The following is a 19,162-nucleotide window of genomic DNA, read 5'->3' as shown; positions in this document are numbered from 1 at the left end:
CGCCGACGGTCAGGCAACCTCCGGATGCTCCGCCACCGACAGGGCCGCCAGCGCCGACGCCACCGCGTGGGACGCGCTGAGGTCGAGGCGGGCGCTGGTGCCGCGTGCGCGGTGGCGGGCCTCGTCGGCGGCGAGGGTGAGGAGTTGCGGCAGCAGGTCGGTGCAGCGGCGGGCCACCCACCCGGTGCCGGCGGTGGCCAGCCACCACAGGCTCGCCTGCCGGGTGGGCACGGGGAACTCGGGCTCGGGCGACGGCGCAGGACCCGTCGCGATGCCCGCTTCGGCGAGCAGCGCGTGGCAGCGGACGGCGAGTTGCCGGTGCCCCTGCTCGCCCGGGTGCAGCCGGTCCGCGCTCCACATGGCGCGGTCCGTGAGCCACGCCCCCTCCGAGGCGTGCAGGTGGACCGCGCCGTACCGCTCGGAGAGCGCGTGCACGACGGCGTTCACGGCGCGCTGACGGCGTGCGAGCGGCCGGGCCAGCGCCCCCGGCAGCCCCAGCATCGCCCCGGGATCGGGCAGGCAGGCGGTGACCAGTACCGCGCCCTGTCCGGTGAACGCCCCGTAGACCGTGTCGAGGCGTTCGGCCACGGCGTGGATGTCGAAGGTGCACCTCAGGGTGTCGTTGACCCCGACGACGACGGAGGCGATGTCCGGCCGCACGGCCAGCGCGGCCGGGGTCTGGCGGTCCAGGACGTCACGCGTCTGGGCGCCGCTGACCGCGAAGTTGACGAACTGCACGGGGGCGTCGGCCGGGGCCAGCCCGTCGGCGAGCAGCGCGGCCCAGCCGCGCCACCCGTCGCCGACGGGATCGCCCACCCCTTCCGTGAGGGAGTCCCCCAGCGCCACGAACCGCAGCGGTCTCATGTGACGCCCTCCCGAGCCCGTGCCACGGAGAGCGCGGCCGCGGTCGGTCCGGGCCGCTCCACCCGGACGTCCGCGTCGTGCGCCGTGAGGAACGCCTCGACGGCGGCCGGCCAGCCGAAACAGGCCGCACGCGCGCGTGCGGCCTCCCGCCGCTCGCTCTCGGGACGGTCAAGCAGCAGCCGTACCGCGTCCGCGAAGGACTCTCCGTTGTCCGCGGCGGTGGCTCCGGCGGAGCCGATGACCTCCGGGAGGGCGGAGGAGGCGCTGGCGACGACGGGCGTGCCGCAGGCCATGGCCTCCAGGGCGGCGAGTCCGAAGGTCTCGGCGGGCCCGGGAGCCAGACACACGTCGGCGGAGGCCTGGAGCCCGGACAGCAGTGAGCGGTCGGCGACGTGTCCGAGGAAGGTCACGGGCAACCGCCGCTCACGCGCCCGCTGTTCGAGCCGCGGGCGCAGCGGCCCGTCCCCGGCCACGACGAGCACCGCGCGCTGCCCGCGCCGCAGCAGCGCCTCCAGGGCGTCCAGCGCCGTGCCGGGCCGCTTCTCGACGGACAGCCGGGAGCACATCACCAGGAGCACCTCGTCCACGCGCGCGTGCCGGGCGCGCAGCCCCGGGTCGCGCAGCGCGGGATGCCGGCCTTCCAGGTCGACGCCCAGCGGGGCGCGTACGACATTGCGTGCGCCGATGCGGACGAACTCGCGCTCCGCGTACTCGGTGGTGCACACGACCCGCGCGTAGTGGTGCGCGGTACGGAGGTTGAGGGCGTCCGAGGCGCGCCGGGCCATGCCGTCCGGCACCCCCCAGGTGCGCAGCACCCCGTCGGCGGTCTCGTGGGAGACCATCACGGCGGGCACCCGGGCCCGCCGCGCCCAGACGCCGGTCCAGCGCAGCGTCGTACGGTCCGAGACCTCCAGCCGGTCGGGTTCGAGTGCGTCCAGGAGGCGTGCCACCCGAGGCTTGTCGGTGAGGACCCGGTAGCCGCCGGTGCCGGGCAGCAGCGGGCCCGGCAGGGTGATCACCCGCCCCTGGTCGGTGTCGCGGTCCGAGGGGCGCTCTCCGGGCACGATCAGGACGGGCTCGTGGCCGGCCGTCCGGTAGCCGGTGCCCAGCTCGCGCAGCGCGGTCCGCAGCCCGCCCGAGGTGGGTGCGACGAAGTTGGCGAGCCGGACGATCCGCAGGGAGCCGCTCATGCCGCGACCACCGCCCGGCCGGCGAGCACGTCGGCGTAGTGCCCGATGAGCTGGTCGCCGACGGCGGCCCAGGTGCGGCCTTCGACGGTACGGCGCGCGGTGGCCCCGTACGCGGCCCGCAGCGCGGGATCGGCTGCGAGGGACCACACCGCGTCGCGTACGGCTCGCTCGTCCCGCGGCGGGACGAGCAGGCCGGTGCGCCCGTGGGCCACCAGGTCGAGGGGCCCGCCCGCGGCGGGGGCGACGACCGGGACGCCGCTGGCCATCGCCTCCTGGACGGTCTGGCAGAAGGTCTCGAAGGGCCCGGTGTGCACGAAGACGTCCAACGAGGCGAAGATCCGGGCGAGTTCGTCGCCGGTGCGACGGCCCAGGAAGACGGCTCCCGGTAGCGACTGCGTCAGGCTGGCCTGACTCGGCCCGTCGCCCACGACGACGACCCGTACGCCGTCCAGTGCGCAGGCGCCGGCGAGGAGCTCGATCTGCTTCTCGGGGGCGAGCCGGCCCACGTAGCCGACGATCAGCTCGCCGTTCGGGGCGAGTTCACGCCGCAGGGCGTCGTCGCGGTGTTCCGGTCGGAAACGGACGGTGTCGACGCCGCGCTGCCACAGTCGCACCCGGGGCACACCGTGTGCCTCCAGGTCGTGCAGAGCGGCGCTGGACGGGGCGAGTGTGCGATCGGCGGCGGCGTGGACGGAGCGGATGCGGCGCCAGGCGGCGGCCTCGCCCGTGCCCATGTACGTACGGGCGTATCCGGCGAGGTCGGTCTGGTAGACGGCCACGGCGGGGATACCGAGCCGGGCGGCGGCGGACATGCCGCGGACGCCGAGGACGAAGGGGCTGGCCAGGTGGACGAGGTCGGCGCGGTGTTCGGTGATCGCGGCGGCGACGCGTCGGCTGGGGAGTGCGACGCGGACCTGGGGATAACCGGGGAGCGGTAGGGAGGGGACTCGGACGACGGGGCACGGCGCGAGAGCGTCGGGCCCGCTCCCGGCGGCGGTGGCCGGGGCGACGACGATGGGGGCGTGACCGCGCTCGACGAGGTGCCGGGCGGTCTGGAAAGCGCAGTGGGCCACGCCGTTCACATCAGGGGGAAAGGACTCGGTGACGATGACGACACGCATACCCGTGTTGTCGTCGCACTGGACGTGGCCACGTCAACGTGGATCTTTCCGGACGAGGAACGTCCCATGAGCGTTGCGCTCCGCGGGCTCCCGCGTCACGACCCGGTCACGCCCCGGCGTCCGGGCCCGTACCAACGGGATACGGGCCGGCGACGAAACGCTCACACCGGGACTCGCACGGCGGTCTCACCCAGCCGTCCCGTACAGCGGTCTCACACGGCGGACGCGTCCGGTCCGATGCGGCTGCGTACCGCGGTCTGTACCTCGGCCTCCTCGGCCGGATCGGCGGCGAGCCGCCGGAGCTGGTCGACGACCCGGGCGTCACCGGTCTCGGCGTGCCGCGCGGCCACCTCGCGGGTCGACTCCTCGCAGTCCCACAGGCACTCCACGGCGAATCCGGCGGGAAAGGAGGGATCGGTGGCGGCCAGCGCACGGGCCGCGCGCCCGCGCAGATGGGACGAGGCGGTCTCCCGGTAGACGTGCCGCAGCACGGGAGCCGCGCAGGCGATGCCGAGCCGTCCGGCACCGTCGACGAGCGTCCACAGGGTCGGCGCGTCGGGCCCTTCGCCCCGTACGGCTTCGCGCAGCGCGCCGAGGACGAGTTCGCTGTCCTGCGCACCGCCCCGGCAGGCGAGCACCCGCCCGGCGGACTCTCCGAGCGCGTCGGGCCGATGGACCCAACTTCGCGCCCGCTGCACGGCGGCGACGCTCCGCATCCGCTCGAAGGCGTCCACGGCGGCGTCCACGACGAGCCGCGAGCCGGCGGCCTGAGCGGCCTCGATCAGATCCAGTACGTCGGGATCCTGGCTGTCGGCGAGATAGCGCAGGGCTGTGCAGCGTGCGCCGTCGTCTCCGCTGCGGGCGGCCTCGACGATCTCCGGGCGGTCCTCGGGTCCGGCGACGGCCGTGAGGCAGCGCGCGGCCGGGACATGGAGTGCGGCTCCGCGTTCGATGCCCTGCTGGGCCCACTCGAAGACGGCCCGCACGCTCCAGCCCGGGCGGGGCCCGGTCGGTCGCATCTGCCGTTGCCATCGGTCGAAGGAGCCGACTTCCTGAGCGGCACGCACGCGCGTGGCGACGGATTCGCGGGGATCGTCGGCCCACAGCCGCCAGGGCCGGGGTTCGAAGGAGTCCCGCACGATGGCGGCCAGTTCGGCCTCGCCCTCGGGATCGGCCGGGAACCGGGCGAGGACGGGTTCGGCGAGGGCGCGCAGTCCGGTGTCGTCGTCGCGCAGCGCCAGTTCGTCGAGGGCCCAGGCCCAGTTGGCTCCGACGGCGGCGTACCGCCTCAGCAGTTCGAGCGCGTCCCGCCGCCCGTACGAGGCGAGGTGGCCGAGGACGGCGAGCGCGAGGCCCGTGCGTGACTCGTCCGTGTCGAACACGTCCTCGGCCTCGAAGAGGTGCTCCTCGATGTCGTCGAGCTCACCGTTCAGATCGAGGTACAGACGTGCGTAGTAGAGGGAGCGGTTCTCCACCTGCCAGTCGTGGCGGGGGTCGCGCAGCACGCAGTGGTTGAGCGCCGCGAGCGCCTCGGCGCGCGGTGCGGTGAGCGCGTGCAGCGTGCCGTCGCCGCGGCCCCTCTGCAGCAGGCCGAGCAGCGTACCGCTGGGCGCTATGACCGGATCGAACATGGGAAACAGCCTCACATCAAGCGTCGACGCAACCGGGGATCCTGCTTTACCTGGCCACGTGACAACACGTCGGGGCGCCCGCCGTTTCCTGCTTGCTGTAGACCATCTTCCTCTGCCTCTCGTCGGTGGCCCGTGCGGGCCGCTTCACGGTCCGCGCGGTGCGGCAACATCTGCCCAGCCATCGCGTCCGTGAATCACGACGTCATGATGACCCAGCGGTTCTCGCTGCCGCGACCGCATTTCCGGCGGCCCCGTACCGCCTCTCCCAAAATCGTTGTTCCGCCTGGTCAGGGCGGTGTGTTCAGTGCGCGCCGAACAGCTCGAGCAGTTCGATCTTGCCGAACATACGGGCGGTGTCGACGGCGGAGGGCGTGCCCGAGGAGGGGTCCGCACCCGCGTCGAGGAGGGCCCGGATGACCGCGTCCTCCCCCTTGAAGACGGCTCCGGCGAGCGGAGTCTGGCCTCGGTCGTTGATGCGGTCGGCCTCGGCGCCGCGCTCCAGGAGGGCGCGTACGGCGTCGGCGTGGCCGTGGTAGGCGGCGAGCATCAGGAGTGAGTCGCCGCGGTCATTGGTGAGGTTGGCCGGAACGCCCGCGTCGACGTAGGCCACGAGCGCCTCGGCCTGACCCTGCCGGGCCAGATCGAAGATCTTGGTCGCCAGCTCCACGACCTCGGGGTCGGGGGCTTCACTCATCGTCCGGTCCGCCTCTCACTGTTCCGCCTCTCACTGTGACGACTAAGGGACTCGGGGGCGTACGACCGCGCGCGGTGCGGCCGTACGAGTGATTCGCCAGCGTACTGGCTTCGCGGGCACATGACCGGTCCCAGCCGAGGCAAAGATCACCACGAACCCGGCAAACCGTCGCGCGACTGCCCGATCGACCGAACACGGCAGGGCCATTGAGATGAAATAAGAGGAATTTCACTCAGTTGCACCTTTTATCGTATGGATACATGCTGTGAGCCTGGAAGTACTCATGGTGACTGTCCCCATCGACCAGGAGAATCCTCATGATCCTTTCCATCTCGGGCGTAGTCCTGCTCGGCATCATCGTCTTCCTCTTCTTCCGCAAGGACGGCCTCAAGGCCTCGCACGCGCTGGTCTGCGCGCTCTTCGGGTTCTACCTCGCGGGCACGGCCATCGCCCCGAGCATCACGGCCGGCGGCGCGAGCCTCGCCGGGATGCTCAGCGGGATCAAGTTCTGACTCCGAGACCGTCCGCACGCACCTTCAGGAGACAGCAGTGGCCCCGCGCCCTCTCCCCCGCATTCTGAGCACCGGCAGCGCGCAGATCGCCCGCGGCCGGGACCTGGCCCGGACGGCCGCCGACGGCGCCACCGACGTCCTCCACCCGCTGATCACGATCACTCGTGGACTGCGGGTGCTGGCGTCCGCCGGGCGGCGCAAGTGGGTGGAGACCCCCAAGGACCGGCGCGGGCCACTGCTCTTCCTGATCGCCTCCGTCGTGCTGGCCGTGGCCCTCGTCCCGTACGGGCCGCTGCTCGCCGTCATCGCCCTGATGGCGGCGGCCGCGTGGCAGGGCCGGGACCGCACCCCGCCCCGGCCGGAGGGCCCCGACGAGGCGCAGGCCAAGCGTCTGAAGTCGCTCTACGAGGCGCTCGTCCCCTACTTCTCGGTCCCCGAGGACCCGGCGCCCCTCTACGCGCACGGCGGGGACTGGGCGCAGGCCTTCGCGTCGTACGAGTTCGACGACACCGGCCGCGTCTCGTATCTGTCGGTCCGCTACCCCGCGTACTTCCCGGACGGGGAGGCCGACTCCCGGGCCCGTATCGAGCAGTTGCTGCACGCGAAGTCGGGCCGCGGGCGCGAGTACCGCTTCGAGTGGGACGAGGAGGGCAACCAGCTCACCGTCACGGTCCTGCCGCCGCTTCCCACCGATGTCGCCGCCCAGCGCTTCGTCACGGCTCCGGGCGAGACCGTCCTCGGCTTCACCGACCCGGCCGGCGTCCAGCGCACGCTCCCGCTCGCCTTCGGTGAGGAACGGCGCGACGTCCCGCCGGTCGTCTGGCGCACCGGCGTGCGTTCGACCGAGCCGCACCTGCTCGCGATCGGCGGGCCCGGCAGCGGCACCACCACTCTGCTGCGCTCGATCGCGCTGCAGGCGCTCCAGCACGGCGACGTGCTGATCGTCGAGGGCGCGGGCACGGGCGAGTACGCGTGTCTCACGGGCCGCGACGGTGTCCTGGCCGTCGAGTGCGGTCTGACCGGCGCGCTGGCCAGTCTGGAGTGGGCGGCGCACGAGACGGAGCGCCGCCTCATCTCCGCGAACCGGGCCCGGCAGGCGGGCCACGCCCCGCCGGAAGACACCAAGCGCCCCCTCTGGCTCCTCCTCGACCGCCCGACCGTGCTCGGCCACCTCGCGGCGGCCGACGGTCGCGACGATCCGCAGGCTCTCCTCCAGGTGCCGCTGCGCCACGGCCGCGCGGCCCATGTGACGGTGGTGGTGGCCGAGCAGTTCGACGGCATGGAGTCCCTCACCGACGCGGTACGGCAGCACACGCGCGCGCGTGCCGTCCTCGGCCCGGCGTCGGCGGACCAGCTGGAGGCCGTGCTCGGAGCTCCCCCGCACACGACACCGGCACCCGGCATGCCTCCCGGCCGCGGCTACGCCCGCCTGGGCGCGGGCCCGGTCCACCGCCTCCAGGTCCCGGCGACCCCGGACCCGTACGACGAGGCGACGAGCGAGAACCACCGTCAGGCGGTCCTGGGCCTCCTGCCGGAACGCACGACTCCGGCGGACTCGGAGCCCGTGGGAGTCACGACGGAGGAGCCCGTGGGCGTCGCCGCGGACGACCCGGCCGGCGCCACCCCGGACAACTCTGTCCGGGCCACCGCGGACGGTCCCATCGGCGTCACCGCGGACGGCTGAGCACGGGACAGCACCAGACGAACATCGGGGTCGGTTCACGCGGGGCCCGCTGCTGCTCGCCACACGACGAACAGGAGCGGGTCTCACGCGGCGAACGGGCGCAGGCCGTCCCGACGAGCAGGCGCGGGCCTTACGCGATGGACAGGCAGGCGCCTCACGCGACGAACGTGCGCGGCGACTCCGTCCCTCCGCTCGCCCCCGTCTCCACCAGCCGGGCCGCCGCGGCCAGGCGCGCCGCGGCCTCGTCTGCCACCGCGCCACCGACGGTGAACGGCAGCCGCACATAGCCCTCGAAGGCTCCGTCCACCCCGAAGCGGGGCCCGGACGGCACGCGAACGCCCACCCGCTCGCCCGCCTCGGCGACGCGGGAACCGGACAGACCTCCCGTACGCACCCACAGGGTGAGCCCGCCGTGCGGCACGTCGAACTCCCAGTCCGGCAGTTCCCGGCGTACGGCCGTCACCAGCGCGTCGCGGTTCTCCCTGGCCTGGTTCCGCCGCACGTCCACGGCCCGCTCCCAGCCCCCGGTGCTGAGCAGCCAGTTCACGGCGAGCTGCTCCACGACGGGGGTGCCGAGGTCGGCGTACGCGCGCGCGGAGACCAGGCTCCGGATGATGTCGGGCGCGGCCCGTACCCAGCCGATCCGCATGCCCGCCCAGAACGCCTTGCTGGCCGAGCCGACCGTGATGACCGTGGACCCAGCCGGATCGAACCCGCAGACGGGGCGCGGCAGTTCCAGCCCCTCGTCCAGATGCAGCTCGCTCATGGTCTCGTCCACCACCAGCACGGTGCCGGCGGACCGTGCCGCGTCGACGAGCCGCCGCCGCTGGTCCTCGTCGGCCAGCGCGCCGGTCGGGTTGTGGAAGTCCGCGACGACGTACGCGAGCCGGGGCGCCGCGTCGCGCAGCACCTGCCGCCAGCGGTCCATGTCCCAGCCCGCGAGCCCCTCGGCCATGGCGACGGGCACCAGCCGGGCCCCGGCCTCGCGCATCAGCTGAAGGATGTTGGCGTACGACGGGGACTCGACGGCGATGCGCTCACCGCGCCCGGCGAAGAGGTGGCAGATGGCGTCCATGGCGCCCATGGCGCCCGTGGTCACCATGATCTGCTCGGGCATGGTCGGGATACCGCGCGCGGTGTACCGCTCGGCGAGCATCTCGCGCAGCGCGGGCAGCCCCGCCGGATAGTCGCCGTGCGTGTGGGCGTACGGCGGCAGCTCCTCCAACGCGCCCTGGACGGCGCGGGTGAGCCAGGGCTCGGGCGCGGGCAGTGCCGCGGTACCGAGGTCGATCACCGAGCCGAGGGCCTCGGGCGGCAGCGGTTCGAGGCCGCGCGCGGGAAGCGGGTTCCCGGCCGGTACGGAGGTCCAGCTGCCGGCTCCCCTGCGGGACTCGAGGAACCCTTCCGCGCGCAGCGCTTCGTAGGCGGCCGCCACGGTGGTGCGGCTGACGGAGAGGGCGAGCGCCAGCTCGCGCTCGGCGGGCAGCCGCGCGGCGACGGCGACGCGCCCTTCGAGGACGAGCAGCCGGATGCCGTCGGCCAGGGCGCGATAGGCGGGCGGGCGGCGTGTGCCGGGCCCCGCCGGTCGCTCCTGCTGGGAGGTGAGCAGCCGGGCGAGCTGAGCGGCCCCTATCGCCGAAGTCCACTGCGCCATGATTTCCAGTCCACCTTCACCGAATTGGCCATGGAAGAGGTTTCTCCTCAAGCCACAGAGTGACACGGGTAAGGCCACTACCACCACAGGGGGCCACCTTGTCCACGCCGCCATCGTCGCCGTCACCGCCGTCGCCATCGGGTCACCTCACCCGAAGACTGCTTCAGCTGTACGCAGGCCTGGCGCTGTACGGCGCGAGTGTGGCCCTCCTCGTGGAGGCGGACCTGGGCCTGGCGCCCTGGAGCGTCCTGGACCAGGGCCTGGCCGAGCTGACCGGTCTGACCATCGGCGTGGTGTCGATCATCGTGGGCGCGGCTGTCCTGCTCCTGTGGATCCCGCTGCGCCAGCGTCCGGGCCTGGGCACGGTCTCCAACGTCTTCGTGGTCGGCCTCGCGATGGACGGCACCCTCGCCCTGATCCCCGACACGCACACCCTCGCCGTCCGCATCCCCCTGCTGGTGGCGGGCATCCTCCTCAACGGCGCGGCGACCGGCCTCTACATCGCGGCCACCTTCGGTCCCGGCCCGCGCGACGGCCTCATGACCGGTCTGCACCGGCGCACCGGCCGCTCGATCCGCCTGGTACGCACGGCCATCGAACTGGCCGTCGTGGCGACCGGCTTCGCCCTCGGCGGCACGGTCGGCGTGGGCACGGTCCTGTACGCGCTGGCCATCGGGCCGCTGGCCCAGCTGTTCCTGCGCCTCTTCGCCGTCCCCTCCGTCCCTGCCGCCCCCTCCTCATCATCGAGCGGCAGCACGGTCGTTGCCGCGGGGCCAACCGAGCAGGCCATACTGCGCGGGTGACCAGCCGTACACGCCACCCCTACCTCGACCACCCCGGCCCGATCGCCTTCGCCCACCGGGGCGGGGCCGCGGACGGCCTGGAGAACACCGTGGCCCAGTTCCGGCGCGCGGTCGAGGCGGGCTATCGGTACATCGAGACCGATGTACACGCAACGGTGGACGGAAAACTCGTCGCCTTCCACGACGCGACCCTGGACCGGGTGACCGACGGGGTGGGCCGGATAGCGGACCTCCCCTGGGACGACGTACGCCACGCGCGCGTGGCGGGCGCCGAACCGGTCCCCCTCTTCGAGGAACTCCTCGAGACGTTCCCGACCGTCCGCTGGAACGTCGACGTGAAGGCGGAGCCCGCCCTCCACCCCCTGCTCGACCTGATCCGCCGTACCGAGGCCTGGGACCGGATCTGCGTCGGCTCCTTCTCCGAGGCGCGCGTCGCCCGCGCCCAGCAACTGGCCGGCCCCCGTCTGGCCACGTCCTACGGCACCCGGGGCGTACTGGGGCTGCGGCTGCGCTCCTGGGGCATCCCCGCCGCACTGCGCCGCTCGGCGGTCTGCGCCCAGGTGCCCGAAGCCCAGTCGGGCGTCCCGGTGGTCGACCACCGCTTCGTGCGCGCCGCCCACGCGCGCGGGCTGCACGTCCACGTGTGGACGGTCAACGACCCCGAGGCGATGCACCGGCTTCTCGACCTGGGCGTCGATGGCATCATGACCGATCACATCGAGACGCTGCGCGGGGTCCTGAAGGACCGCGGCACCTGGGTCTGACGGCCCGGCGCACCGCGCGGCGTCCGCGTACGGGGACTGCTACGGGGAAGCGAGGGCACGGGTGGGCACCGACACCGTGCGGGAACGGTCGGCCGAGGACGCCGCCGAGCGGCGGTACGAACAACGCGGCTGGTACGTCTACGACTGGGCCTGCTCCGTCTACTCGACGAGCGTGCTCACCGTGTTCCTCGGTCCCTATCTGACCTCGGTCGCCAAGTCGGCGGCGGACGCGGACGGATTCGTCCACCCGCTCGGAATCCCGATCCGCGCCGGTTCCTTCTTCGCGTACTCCGTGTCCGCGTCCGTGATCCTGTCGGTCCTCGTGATGCCCCTGGTGGGCGCGGCGGCCGACCGCACCGGCCGCAAGAAGCCACTGCTCGCGGCCGCCGCCTACACCGGCGCCGCGGCCACCACCGGCATGTTCTTCCTGGCCGGCGACCGCTATCTGCTGGGCGGCTTCCTGCTGATTGTGGCGAACGCCTCAGTGGCCGTCTCGATGGTGCTCTACAACTCCTACCTGCCGCAGATCGCCCCGCCCGAGGAGCGCGACGCCGTCTCGTCGAAGGGCTGGGCCTTCGGCTACGCGGCCGGCGCGCTGGTCCTGGTGGCGAACATGATCCTCTACACGGCGCATGACAGCTTCGGCGTGTCGGAGGCCACGGCGGTCCGCATCTGCCTGGCCTCGGCGGGCGTCTGGTGGGGCGCCTTCACGCTCGTACCGCTCAAGCGGCTGCGCGACCGCCGTACGACGTCCCCTTCGGGGACGTCCGTGCACGGCTGGCGACAGCTGGCCGCCACCGTGCGGGACATGCGCCGCCAGCCCCTGACGCTCTCCTTCCTGCTGGCCTACCTCGTCTACAACGACGGCATCCAGACGGTCATCTCCCAGGCCTCCGTCTACGGCTCCGAGGAACTGGGCCTCAGCCAGTCGACCCTGATCGTCGCCGTGCTGCTGGTCCAGCTGCTCGCGGTGGCTGGGGCCCTGGGGATGGGCCGGCTGGCCAGGATCTACGGCGCCAAGCGGACCATCCTCGGTTCCCTGATCGCCTGGACTCTCACGCTGGGCGCCGGTTACTTCCTGCCCGCGGGCGCTCCCGTCTGGTTCTTCGTGCTCGCCGCCGGCATCGGGCTCGTCCTCGGCGGCAGCCAGGCGCTGTCCCGGTCCTTGTTCTCGCATCTGGTGCCGCCGGGCAAGGAGGCCGAGTACTTCTCGGCGTACGAGATGAGCGACCGCGGCATGAGCTGGCTGGGCCCGCTTCTGTTCGGCCTGACATACCAGCTGACCGGAAGTTATCGGGACGCGATCATCTCGCTCGTGGTCTTCTTCGTACTGGGATTTCTGCTGCTCGCACGGGTTCCGGTGCGGCAGGCGGTGCGCGACGCGGGCAACCCTCTTCCGGACAGGATTTAGCGCCCGGGGCCAAAGGCCGGTAGTGTACGCGTTTGGCCTGCCAGGCGTACCGTTACTGCGCGTCAAAGATGCCGAAACGGTGGGTGACATCTGCTCTCAGATGTGACAAACCGGGCGTGGGTGGGTACAACAAGGGCGGCTACGACGGCGACGCATGACCCGGAACGGGAATCTTTACCGCCGACCGGACGTTGACCTGATGACGACGACAGCGACACCTGTCCTGTGGGCGACAAGCCCGGGAGGCACGATTCATGAGTGAGCGAGCTCTTCGCGGCACGCGCCTCGTGGTGACCAGCTACGAGACGGACCGCGGCATCGACCTGGCTCCCCGCCAGGCCGTGGAGTACGCATGCGAGAAGGGACATCGTTTTGAGATGCCCTTCTCGGTGGAGGCGGAGATCCCGCCGGAGTGGGAGTGCAAGGTCTGCGGGGCCCAGGCACTCCTGGTGGACGGCGACGGCCCTGAAGAGAAGAAGGCCAAGCCCGCGCGTACGCATTGGGACATGCTGATGGAGCGGCGTACGCGGGAGGAGCTCGAAGAGGTCCTCGAAGAGCGTTTGGCCGTGCTTCGCTCCGGAGCCATGAACATCGCGGTACATCCGCGGGACAGCCGCAAGTCCGCGTAGCCCCTCCGGGGGTTGGGCGGCATACAGCGCAACGCCAATGACCGCGGGCGCCGTACCTTTTGGGTACGGTGCCCGCGGTCATTGGGGTGTGCGCATTCTCTTTGAGCCGGGTCACGTGCGTGTACGAGTGGATTTTGAGTGCGGGTTCGTCGTGGCTGGGCGCGCAGTTCCCCGCGCCCCTTAGGGGCGCGCCTTTCGGGGCGCGGCTTGCGAGGCGCGGGTTAACTGGCTCATCGGTCTCAGCCGGTCAGGGGCGGGCGGGGGCCCGTGTCCTCCTGGCGGCTCTGGGGGGCGTCGTCGCGGATGACCTCGCCCGGGACGACCTTGCCGTCGGGGCGGTGCATGCGGGCCTGCTGGAAGGCGTCACCGAGGGTGCCCGGTGTGGCCTCGCGGATCTTGCGTTCGAGAGTGCGCTCTCCGTACCGGCTGAGGGCCTTCTGGATCGGCGGCACGAGCAGGAGCAGGCCGAACGCGTCCGAGATCAGGCCCGGGAGCATCAGCAGGAGGCCGCCCAGCATCAGCAGGCCGTTGCCCTCGGCGCCACGCTCGCTCTGCGGCAGCACCCCGCTCTGCTGCTGTTGCAGCGTCTCGCTCAGAACGCGGAAGGCGCGGCGTCCGGCCCGCTTGATGACCACGGAGCCGAGGACGAACCCGGCGACCAGCAGCAGGAACACGGTGAAGCCGCTCGCCGCGGCCCCCACCACGGTCAGCAGCCAGATCTCCAGCACCAGCCACGCGGCGATACCGAGCGGCAGGAACCTGAGCAGCCGCGAGCGCCGCGGCCGGGCGGGGTACGTCGGAGTCGGAGCGCCTGTCGTCATACGTCCAGTGTGCCTGGGCGCGGCTCAGTACGGGATAAGCAGGTGATCAGCGGCTGCCGTGGACCAGCAACCGGCCTGGACCGGGCCGGAGTCAGGGCTGTTTGCGTCCCAGGATGCGGCCTGCCCGCTCCCCCACACCCCACGTGGTCACCCGCCACAGGGCCTCCACCAGGATGTCGCGGCTCATCTTGGAGTCCCCCAGCTCGCGCTCGACGAACGTGATGGGCACCTCGACCACGTGATAGCCGGCCTTGACAGCCCGCCGTGCCAGGTCGACCTGGAAGCAGTAGCCCTGCGAGGCGACCTCGTCCAGGCCGAGGCCTTCGATGGTCTCGCGGCGGAAGGCCCGGTAGCCACCGGTGACGTCGCGGATCGGCACGTCGAGCAGGACGCGCGAGTACAGGCTGCCGCCGCGCGAGATGAACTCCCGGGACTTGGGCCAGTTCACCACCCGCCCGCCCGGCATCCACCGGGAGCCGAGGACCAGGTCGGCGCCCTTGAGCGCGGTGAGCAGCCGGGGCAGCTCCTCGGGCTGGTGCGAGCCGTCGGCGTCCATCTCGACGAGGACGCCGTACCCGTGCTCCAGACCCCAGTGGAAGCCCGCGAGGTAGGCGGCGCCGAGGCCCTCCTTGCCCTTGCGGTGCAGTACGTGGACGTGGTCGTCCTCGATGGTCAGCTCGTCGGCGAACTTGCCCGTGCCGTCGGGACTGTTGTCGTCGGCGATCAGCACGTGTGCCGCGGGCACGGCGGCCCGTACCCGGCCGACGATCGCCTTGATGTTCTCCGCCTCGTTGTAGGTCGGAATGATCACCAGGCTCGTGCCGAGCGGACCGAACTGTCGCCCACCGCCGTCGTTCACAGCTTCCCCTTAAGACTTCCGTGCAGGGGCTCCACCATAGCGAGCGCCGCTCTTCACGCTGGTGAGGCGCCCACTTCGGGCCCCTGGTGATGGGGAACGTACCGGCCCCAAGAACCCCAAGAAGGGGGGAATCACTGCGGATCGGGGCCCGGCGCCCTTCGGGCCGACCTGGGACCCGCTGGCTGCGGGTCGACCGAAAGCCGTTGTCTACTGGACGTCCGGGCCCCACCCGGGTCACACCATCCGGCCGGAACGTTCCCTCGCCCCGTGGCGCGGGCGCTGGGCCTGGCTCCCAGTTGTGGTGCGCCGGTGCGGCACACCACCCCTGACCCAACTGCGCTGCGGCGACTGCGCGGAAGTTCACCGGCCGGACGTCCGGTGGTGGACCCGGCCGAACCTACCGGCCACCTGCCGCTCGCTGTCAACAGCCGTTTGACCTGCGAACTTTCCCTCAAACGCCTGGTCAGCGGGGAGGACACGCAGGTCGCGCGACAGGGCGGCGGGCGGTGATCGGCGCCGCGCCACCCCGGGACATCACTCGTCCGGCCGTACGAATACGGTCCGACCGCCCACCACGGTGCTCAGGCAGACGGGGAGCGGCGACCCGGGCGTCAGGTCGGGCAGTCCGGGGGTTCCGGAGCGGGGGTCCGTGGACCAGCGGGCGACCCGGTCGTCCGGGGCCTGCACGACGAGCTCCTCGGTTCGCCACAGGGCGTAGTCCGCGGGTGCGCCCGGGACCAGGACACCGGCGTCGTCGCGTCCGACCGCCCGCCAGCCGCCCCGCGTGTGCGCCGTGAACGCGGCGCGCACGGAGATCCGGTGTTCGGGTGTCCGGTGGAAGGCCGCGGCCCGGACGGTGCCCCACGGGTCCAGCGGGGTGACGGGGCTGTCGGAGCCGAAGGCGAGCGGCACGCCGGTGCGCAGCAGGGTGGCGAAGGGGTTGAGCGTACGGGCCCGTTCGCCGCCCAGGCGCTGGACGTACATGCCGTCCTCGCCGCCCCACAGCGCGTCGAAGGCGGGCTGGACGGACGCGGTGAGGCCGAGTTCGGCGAAACCGGCGATCGTCTCGGGGGTGAGCATCTCGGCGTGCTCGACGCGGTGCCGGGCGGCCCGTACGCGGGCCAGGCCGACCTTCTCCGCGGCGGCGCGCACTCCGTCGACCACAGAGGTCACCGCGGCGTCCCCGATGGCGTGGAAGCCCGCCTGGAGGCCCGCCTCGGTACAGGCCACCACGTGGGCGGCGACGGCCTCGGCGTCCAGGTAGGCGGTGCCGGCGTGGTCCGCGTCGGCGTACGGCTCGTGCAGACAGGCCGTGTGCGAGCCGAGGGCGCCGTCCACGAAGAGGTCGCCGGCGGCGCCGATCGCTCCCAGCTCGCGGGCCTTGTGGACATCCTGCTCGGCCCAGTAGCCGAGGACGCGGGGCCCAGCCTCCTCGGCCGCGAGCCGCAGGAGCCCGGTGAAGTCGTCCTCGGAGGAGATCTCCGGACCGGCGCACTCGTGGACGGACCCGATACCGAGCGAGGCGGCGTGCCTCAGGGCGGCGCGTTGCGCCTCGGTGCGCTGCTCGGGGGTGACGGCCGCGAAGGCGGCGGCGCGTACGGCGTGGTGGGCGTCGCGGGTGAGCGGAGCGCGGTCCTGGAAGCCGGCCGCCTCGCGTACGCCGGGCGCCAGGTCAAGCAGGGCCGTGGTGGCGACGGCCGAATGGACGTCGATCCGGCTGAGGTAGAGCGGGCGGCCGCCGGTGGCCTCGTCGAGTTCGTCCCGTCGCGGCGGCCGCTGTTCGGGCCAGCGGGACGCGTCCCAGCCGTGGCCGAGCAGTACCCGGTCGGCGGGACGGGCGGCCGCGAAGTCCCGTACGAGAGCCAGCGCCTCGCCGAGGGTGCGGGCGTCGGAGAGGTCGAGGCCGGTCAGGGCGAGGCCGGTGGCCGTGGTGTGCACGTGCGCGTCGGTGAAGGCCGGGGTGACCAGCGCCCCGTCGAGATCCACCACCTCGTCGACGCCTTCCGCGAACGCGTCGGCCGCGCCTTCGGAGCCGACCCAGGCGACCTGCCCGCGTTCCACCACCATCGCGGTGGCGAACGGGTCGGCGGGGCTGTGGACTTCCCCGCCGCGCAGCAGCACGGTTCGGGGGGTGGCGGTGCTCTCACTCATGGGGAACAGTCTCGCTCCCCGCCGCGCCGGTCCCGTGCGCGGGGCCGGAACACGCGGCTCGGCCGCGCGGAAGCCGGGCTCAGATCTTCGGCGGCCGTGCCTCGTACGGCGTCGAAAGGACCACTGTCGTCCGCGTGGAGACCCCCGCCAGCGAACGCAGGCGCGCGAGGAGTTCCTCCAGCTCGTGCGGGGTCGAGACACGGACCTTGAGGATGTAGTTCTCGTCCCCCGCCACGCTGTGGCACGCCTCGATCTCCGGGACGCCGGCCAGGCGTTCCGCGATGTCGTCCGGGGCGCTGGGGTCGAACGGTTTCACCGAGATGAAGGCCGTCAGGGGCAGCCCCACGGCCTCCGCGTCGACGACCGCGGCATAACCGCGGATGACGCCGCGCTGCTCCAGCCGGCGCACCCGCTGGTGCACGGCCGACGTGGACAGGCCCGTGGCCTTGCCCAGATCGGTGTAACTCATCCGCCCGTCTTCGACGAGCAGCTGCACGATGTGGCGGTCCAGCTCCTCCATGGCGGAGAACCTACAGGTCCCTTGATCCCCTCGGATACCTCAGCGGCGCAGGTCATACCCGGTTGTGATGTGGCCGGGAGGACCCGGCGAGACGCGCGGGGGCAAATCCCTCGGCTCGGGCACCTGCGGGCGGCATGTGACGAACGCCACATGGCGCCGGTCGGTTCCGTGATGCGCTCGTGATTACCGCCGAGACGGGGCGGGAAGTGCTTGCTGTGGTCGAGGCCGCAGCGCCTGGTCGGCCCACCTGAGGGGGAGTAGCCCATGCAGAGTCTGAAGCGCCCTGGTCGCACCGCACCCAAGCGGCAGCAGCCTGTTGTCGAGCCCGAGCCGGAGGGTGTCGAACCGGACGCCCTGGACGGCGAGGAGTTCGACGCGTACGACACCTTCGAGATGTACCGGGTGATCTGCCCGGACTGCACACAGCCCATCGCCCTGCTGGCCGACGAGGAGGTCCTGCCGGAGCACGCGCTGTGCGCGACGCGGTGGAACCCGTTCGGGCTCACGGTCTGTGCCGGTACGGGTCGCGCGGCGGCCGGGGCCCGGCCCGCCGACGAGACGTTGGAGGCCCAGGAGCAGGACACCGCCCTGCTGTTGACGCTCCCTCAGGGGCTCGACTGGCGGACCCAGCCCTTCTCGCACGTCGGTGGCCCCGGCTCGCGCCCCATGCAGGTGCCGGTGATGCGCGGCCAGGCCGCCTGAGCGGGTACGCGGCGCGTACTCAGCCCGGTCCCCGCTGAGCGGTCTTCAATCCCTGTAACCGCCCTGCACCATGGCTCGCAGACTGTCGTGGTGCAGGATCAGCGTGTCCGGGTCCGCCGGGACGACGGTTTCACCGAAGTGCACCTGCCGGTAGGCGACGCGCAGCATGACGACGGCGTGCCGCAGAGCCGCGTACAGGATGTGGAAGTCCATGTCCCGCGGCGTGTGGCCGGTGAGTTCGGCATAGCGTCGCTCCACGCGGTCGCGGCGCAGGAAACCGGGCAGTCCGCGCTGGCCGAAGCTCAGCGTGAGGTCCTGGAAGAAGCGGTGCAGGTAGATCATCCAGCCGAGGTCGACCTCACGCGGGGCCAGGGCCGCCATCTCCCAGTCGAGTACGGCGGCGGGTTCGAAGCCGTCGTAGATGACGTTCCCGATGCGTGCGTCGCCCCAGCTGAGCACCGTCTCGCCCTCGTCGCGGGGCCAGAGCTCGTCGAGGCGGTCGAAGGCGTCCTCGATGAGGGGTGAGCGTGACAGTCCGTCAATCACCCATTCGTAGTAGGTGTGTTGGGCGTCGACATGACGCCGCAGCGGACTGCCGTCGCCCGGCGCGGTCAGGAACCCCGCCTCACGCACCGGGACTTGGTCGTGCAGTCTGGCGAGCAGTCCGACCGAGGCGGCTTCCAGCCGCTCCCGCTCGGCCTCGCTCGCCGCGTGCAGCCAGTTCCCCTCGTACGTGTAGGGCATGACGTCCGGCGGTACACGCCCTTCGACGCGTTCCATGACGAAGAAGGGCGCCCCGAGCGGTCCCGGATCCTCCTCCAGCCACAGCACGCGCGGCACCGGAAGGTCCGAACGGTCCGCCACCAGGCGCATGGTGCGGAACTGGCGCGGCAGATCGTAGACCGGGAAGACGGTGTACGCCGCCGGGTCCGCCGCGAGCCTCAACGCGCAGGCGCGGACCGGGGGTTCGGGGTGTTCGATGCCGAAGAGCAGCGTCTCGCTGGACAGCCCGTTGGACTCGGGGACGCGCACGTCGACCGCTTCGGCGCCGGGCAGGCGTGCGCCGAGCCAGGCGGTCAGCCGCCGCGCGACTTCCTCCGGGTCACGCGTGGTGGTACGCGGACGGGGCGCCGTCGCCATCCCCACTCCCTT

General features: G+C 72.4%; 18 protein-coding genes. 7 read left to right on the top strand and 11 right to left on the bottom strand.

All coding sequences use genetic code 11. The annotated features are described in order from the left end of the window. Window positions 1–9: 9 nt before the first annotated feature. The 5 genes from AB0I18_RS05780 to AB0I18_RS05760 all read right to left on the bottom strand — a co-directional run bounded on the left by AB0I18_RS05780 (window position 10) and on the right by AB0I18_RS05760 (window position 5,500). Window positions 10–864, bottom strand: coding sequence for an SGNH/GDSL hydrolase family protein (locus tag AB0I18_RS05780; protein WP_363104103.1), 855 nt, complete (start codon window positions 862–864; stop codon window positions 10–12). Then, window positions 861–2,054, bottom strand: a complete 1,194-nt coding sequence (locus AB0I18_RS05775) for a glycosyltransferase (RefSeq protein WP_363104102.1) — start codon at window positions 2,052–2,054, stop codon at window positions 861–863. Before AB0I18_RS05775 ends, AB0I18_RS05780 begins: the two co-directional genes overlap by 4 nt. Beyond that, window positions 2,051–3,175 (bottom strand): glycosyltransferase family 1 protein, encoded by a 1,125-nt coding sequence (locus tag AB0I18_RS05770; protein ID WP_363104101.1) that lies wholly within the window; start codon window positions 3,173–3,175, stop codon window positions 2,051–2,053. Before AB0I18_RS05770 ends, AB0I18_RS05775 begins: the two co-directional genes overlap by 4 nt. A gap of 212 nt (window positions 3,176–3,387) precedes the next feature. Continuing rightward, the gene (locus AB0I18_RS05765) at window positions 3,388–4,806 is read right to left on the bottom strand and encodes a HEAT repeat domain-containing protein (RefSeq protein ID WP_363104100.1); all 1,419 of its coding nucleotides are present in this window, start codon (window positions 4,804–4,806) and stop codon (window positions 3,388–3,390) included. Window positions 4,807–5,107: 301 nt separating this feature from the next. After that, window positions 5,108–5,500: an ankyrin repeat domain-containing protein gene (locus AB0I18_RS05760; protein ID WP_363104099.1), complete on the bottom strand. Its 393-nt coding sequence runs from the start codon at window positions 5,498–5,500 to the stop codon at window positions 5,108–5,110. A 317-nt stretch (window positions 5,501–5,817) separates the two neighbouring features. Between AB0I18_RS05760 and AB0I18_RS05755 the strand changes: the two genes are divergently transcribed. Further along, the gene (locus AB0I18_RS05755) at window positions 5,818–6,012 is read left to right on the top strand and encodes a hypothetical protein (protein WP_217456975.1); all 195 of its coding nucleotides are present in this window, start codon (window positions 5,818–5,820) and stop codon (window positions 6,010–6,012) included. A 37-nt stretch (window positions 6,013–6,049) separates the two neighbouring features. Further along, window positions 6,050–7,696 carry a hypothetical protein gene (locus AB0I18_RS05750; protein WP_363104098.1) on the top strand — a complete coding sequence of 549 codons (1,647 nt, stop codon included), beginning with the start codon at window positions 6,050–6,052 and terminating at the stop codon, window positions 7,694–7,696. Between the two features lie 154 nt (window positions 7,697–7,850). On the opposite strand, the gene AB0I18_RS05745 is transcribed toward AB0I18_RS05750, so the two are convergent. Then, window positions 7,851–9,350, bottom strand: a complete 1,500-nt coding sequence (locus AB0I18_RS05745; RefSeq protein WP_363104097.1) for a PLP-dependent aminotransferase family protein — start codon at window positions 9,348–9,350, stop codon at window positions 7,851–7,853. Window positions 9,351–9,448: 98 nt separating this feature from the next. On the opposite strand from AB0I18_RS05745, the gene AB0I18_RS05740 reads away from it, so the two are divergent. The 4 genes from AB0I18_RS05740 (at window position 9,449) to AB0I18_RS05725 (ending at window position 12,957) form a co-directional block, all read left to right on the top strand. Then, on the top strand, window positions 9,449–10,153 hold the full coding sequence (locus AB0I18_RS05740; protein ID WP_363104096.1) for a hypothetical protein: 705 nt from the start codon (window positions 9,449–9,451) through the stop codon (window positions 10,151–10,153). Continuing rightward, complete coding sequence (locus tag AB0I18_RS05735; protein WP_363104095.1) at window positions 10,150–10,917, top strand: glycerophosphodiester phosphodiesterase; 768 nt, start codon at window positions 10,150–10,152, stop codon at window positions 10,915–10,917. Before AB0I18_RS05740 ends, AB0I18_RS05735 begins: the two co-directional genes overlap by 4 nt. Window positions 10,918–10,978: 61 nt before the next feature. Continuing rightward, window positions 10,979–12,328: an MFS transporter gene (locus AB0I18_RS05730; RefSeq protein ID WP_363104094.1), complete on the top strand. Its 1,350-nt coding sequence runs from the start codon at window positions 10,979–10,981 to the stop codon at window positions 12,326–12,328. Window positions 12,329–12,582: 254 nt separating this feature from the next. Further along, the gene (locus AB0I18_RS05725; protein ID WP_003977404.1) at window positions 12,583–12,957 is read left to right on the top strand and encodes an RNA polymerase-binding protein RbpA; all 375 of its coding nucleotides are present in this window, start codon (window positions 12,583–12,585) and stop codon (window positions 12,955–12,957) included. A gap of 239 nt (window positions 12,958–13,196) precedes the next feature. Here AB0I18_RS05725 and fxsA read toward each other — a convergent pair whose 3' ends face one another. The 4 genes from fxsA to AB0I18_RS05705 all read right to left on the bottom strand — a co-directional run bounded on the left by fxsA (window position 13,197) and on the right by AB0I18_RS05705 (window position 17,308). Further along, a complete protein-coding gene (gene fxsA / locus AB0I18_RS05720; RefSeq protein ID WP_363104093.1) occupies window positions 13,197–13,778 on the bottom strand; it encodes an FxsA family membrane protein in 582 nt (193 codons plus the stop codon). A gap of 91 nt (window positions 13,779–13,869) precedes the next feature. After that, window positions 13,870–14,637 (bottom strand): polyprenol monophosphomannose synthase, encoded by a 768-nt coding sequence (locus AB0I18_RS05715; RefSeq protein ID WP_363104092.1) that lies wholly within the window; start codon window positions 14,635–14,637, stop codon window positions 13,870–13,872. 534 nt (window positions 14,638–15,171) lie between these two features. Beyond that, the gene (locus AB0I18_RS05710) at window positions 15,172–16,788 is read right to left on the bottom strand and encodes an amidohydrolase (protein ID WP_363104091.1); all 1,617 of its coding nucleotides are present in this window, start codon (window positions 16,786–16,788) and stop codon (window positions 15,172–15,174) included. Window positions 16,789–16,867: 79 nt separating this feature from the next. After that, the gene (locus AB0I18_RS05705) at window positions 16,868–17,308 is read right to left on the bottom strand and encodes an Lrp/AsnC family transcriptional regulator (protein WP_363104090.1); all 441 of its coding nucleotides are present in this window, start codon (window positions 17,306–17,308) and stop codon (window positions 16,868–16,870) included. Between the two features lie 264 nt (window positions 17,309–17,572). Here AB0I18_RS05705 and AB0I18_RS05700 point away from each other — a divergent pair, with 264 nt between their 5' ends. Next, window positions 17,573–18,010 (top strand): hypothetical protein, encoded by a 438-nt coding sequence (locus AB0I18_RS05700; protein ID WP_363104089.1) that lies wholly within the window; start codon window positions 17,573–17,575, stop codon window positions 18,008–18,010. 45 nt (window positions 18,011–18,055) lie between these two features. On the opposite strand, the gene AB0I18_RS05695 is transcribed toward AB0I18_RS05700, so the two are convergent. Then, on the bottom strand, window positions 18,056–19,150 hold the full coding sequence (locus AB0I18_RS05695) for a phosphotransferase family protein (protein ID WP_363104088.1): 1,095 nt from the start codon (window positions 19,148–19,150) through the stop codon (window positions 18,056–18,058). Window positions 19,151–19,162 lie beyond the last annotated feature (12 nt).

The organism is Streptomyces sp. NPDC050704, from assembly GCF_040654355.1.
In the GTDB taxonomy this organism is placed as follows: Bacteria; Actinomycetota; Actinomycetes; order Streptomycetales; family Streptomycetaceae; genus Streptomyces.
This window is presented reverse-complemented; position numbering and strand designations above follow the sequence as displayed.

Coding starts and splice junctions, on each gene's coding strand:
- AB0I18_RS05765 (WP_363104100.1), bottom strand. CDS start 4,806: ATGTTCGATCCGGTCATAGCGCCCAGCGGTACGCTGCTCGGCCTGCTG.
- AB0I18_RS05695 (WP_363104088.1), bottom strand. CDS start 19,150: ATGGCGACGGCGCCCCGTCCGCGTACCACCACGCGTGACCCGGAGGAA.
- AB0I18_RS05755 (WP_217456975.1), top strand. CDS start 5,818: ATGATCCTTTCCATCTCGGGCGTAGTCCTGCTCGGCATCATCGTCTTC.
- AB0I18_RS05770 (WP_363104101.1), bottom strand. CDS start 3,175: ATGCGTGTCGTCATCGTCACCGAGTCCTTTCCCCCTGATGTGAACGGC.
- AB0I18_RS05710 (WP_363104091.1), bottom strand. CDS start 16,788: ATGAGTGAGAGCACCGCCACCCCCCGAACCGTGCTGCTGCGCGGCGGG.
- AB0I18_RS05705 (WP_363104090.1), bottom strand. CDS start 17,308: ATGGAGGAGCTGGACCGCCACATCGTGCAGCTGCTCGTCGAAGACGGG.
- AB0I18_RS05780 (WP_363104103.1), bottom strand. CDS start 864: ATGAGACCGCTGCGGTTCGTGGCGCTGGGGGACTCCCTCACGGAAGGG.
- AB0I18_RS05745 (WP_363104097.1), bottom strand. CDS start 9,350: ATGGCGCAGTGGACTTCGGCGATAGGGGCCGCTCAGCTCGCCCGGCTG.
- AB0I18_RS05760 (WP_363104099.1), bottom strand. CDS start 5,500: ATGAGTGAAGCCCCCGACCCCGAGGTCGTGGAGCTGGCGACCAAGATC.
- fxsA (WP_363104093.1), bottom strand. CDS start 13,778: ATGACGACAGGCGCTCCGACTCCGACGTACCCCGCCCGGCCGCGGCGC.
- AB0I18_RS05700 (WP_363104089.1), top strand. CDS start 17,573: ATGCAGAGTCTGAAGCGCCCTGGTCGCACCGCACCCAAGCGGCAGCAG.
- AB0I18_RS05775 (WP_363104102.1), bottom strand. CDS start 2,054: ATGAGCGGCTCCCTGCGGATCGTCCGGCTCGCCAACTTCGTCGCACCC.
- AB0I18_RS05725 (WP_003977404.1), top strand. CDS start 12,583: ATGAGTGAGCGAGCTCTTCGCGGCACGCGCCTCGTGGTGACCAGCTAC.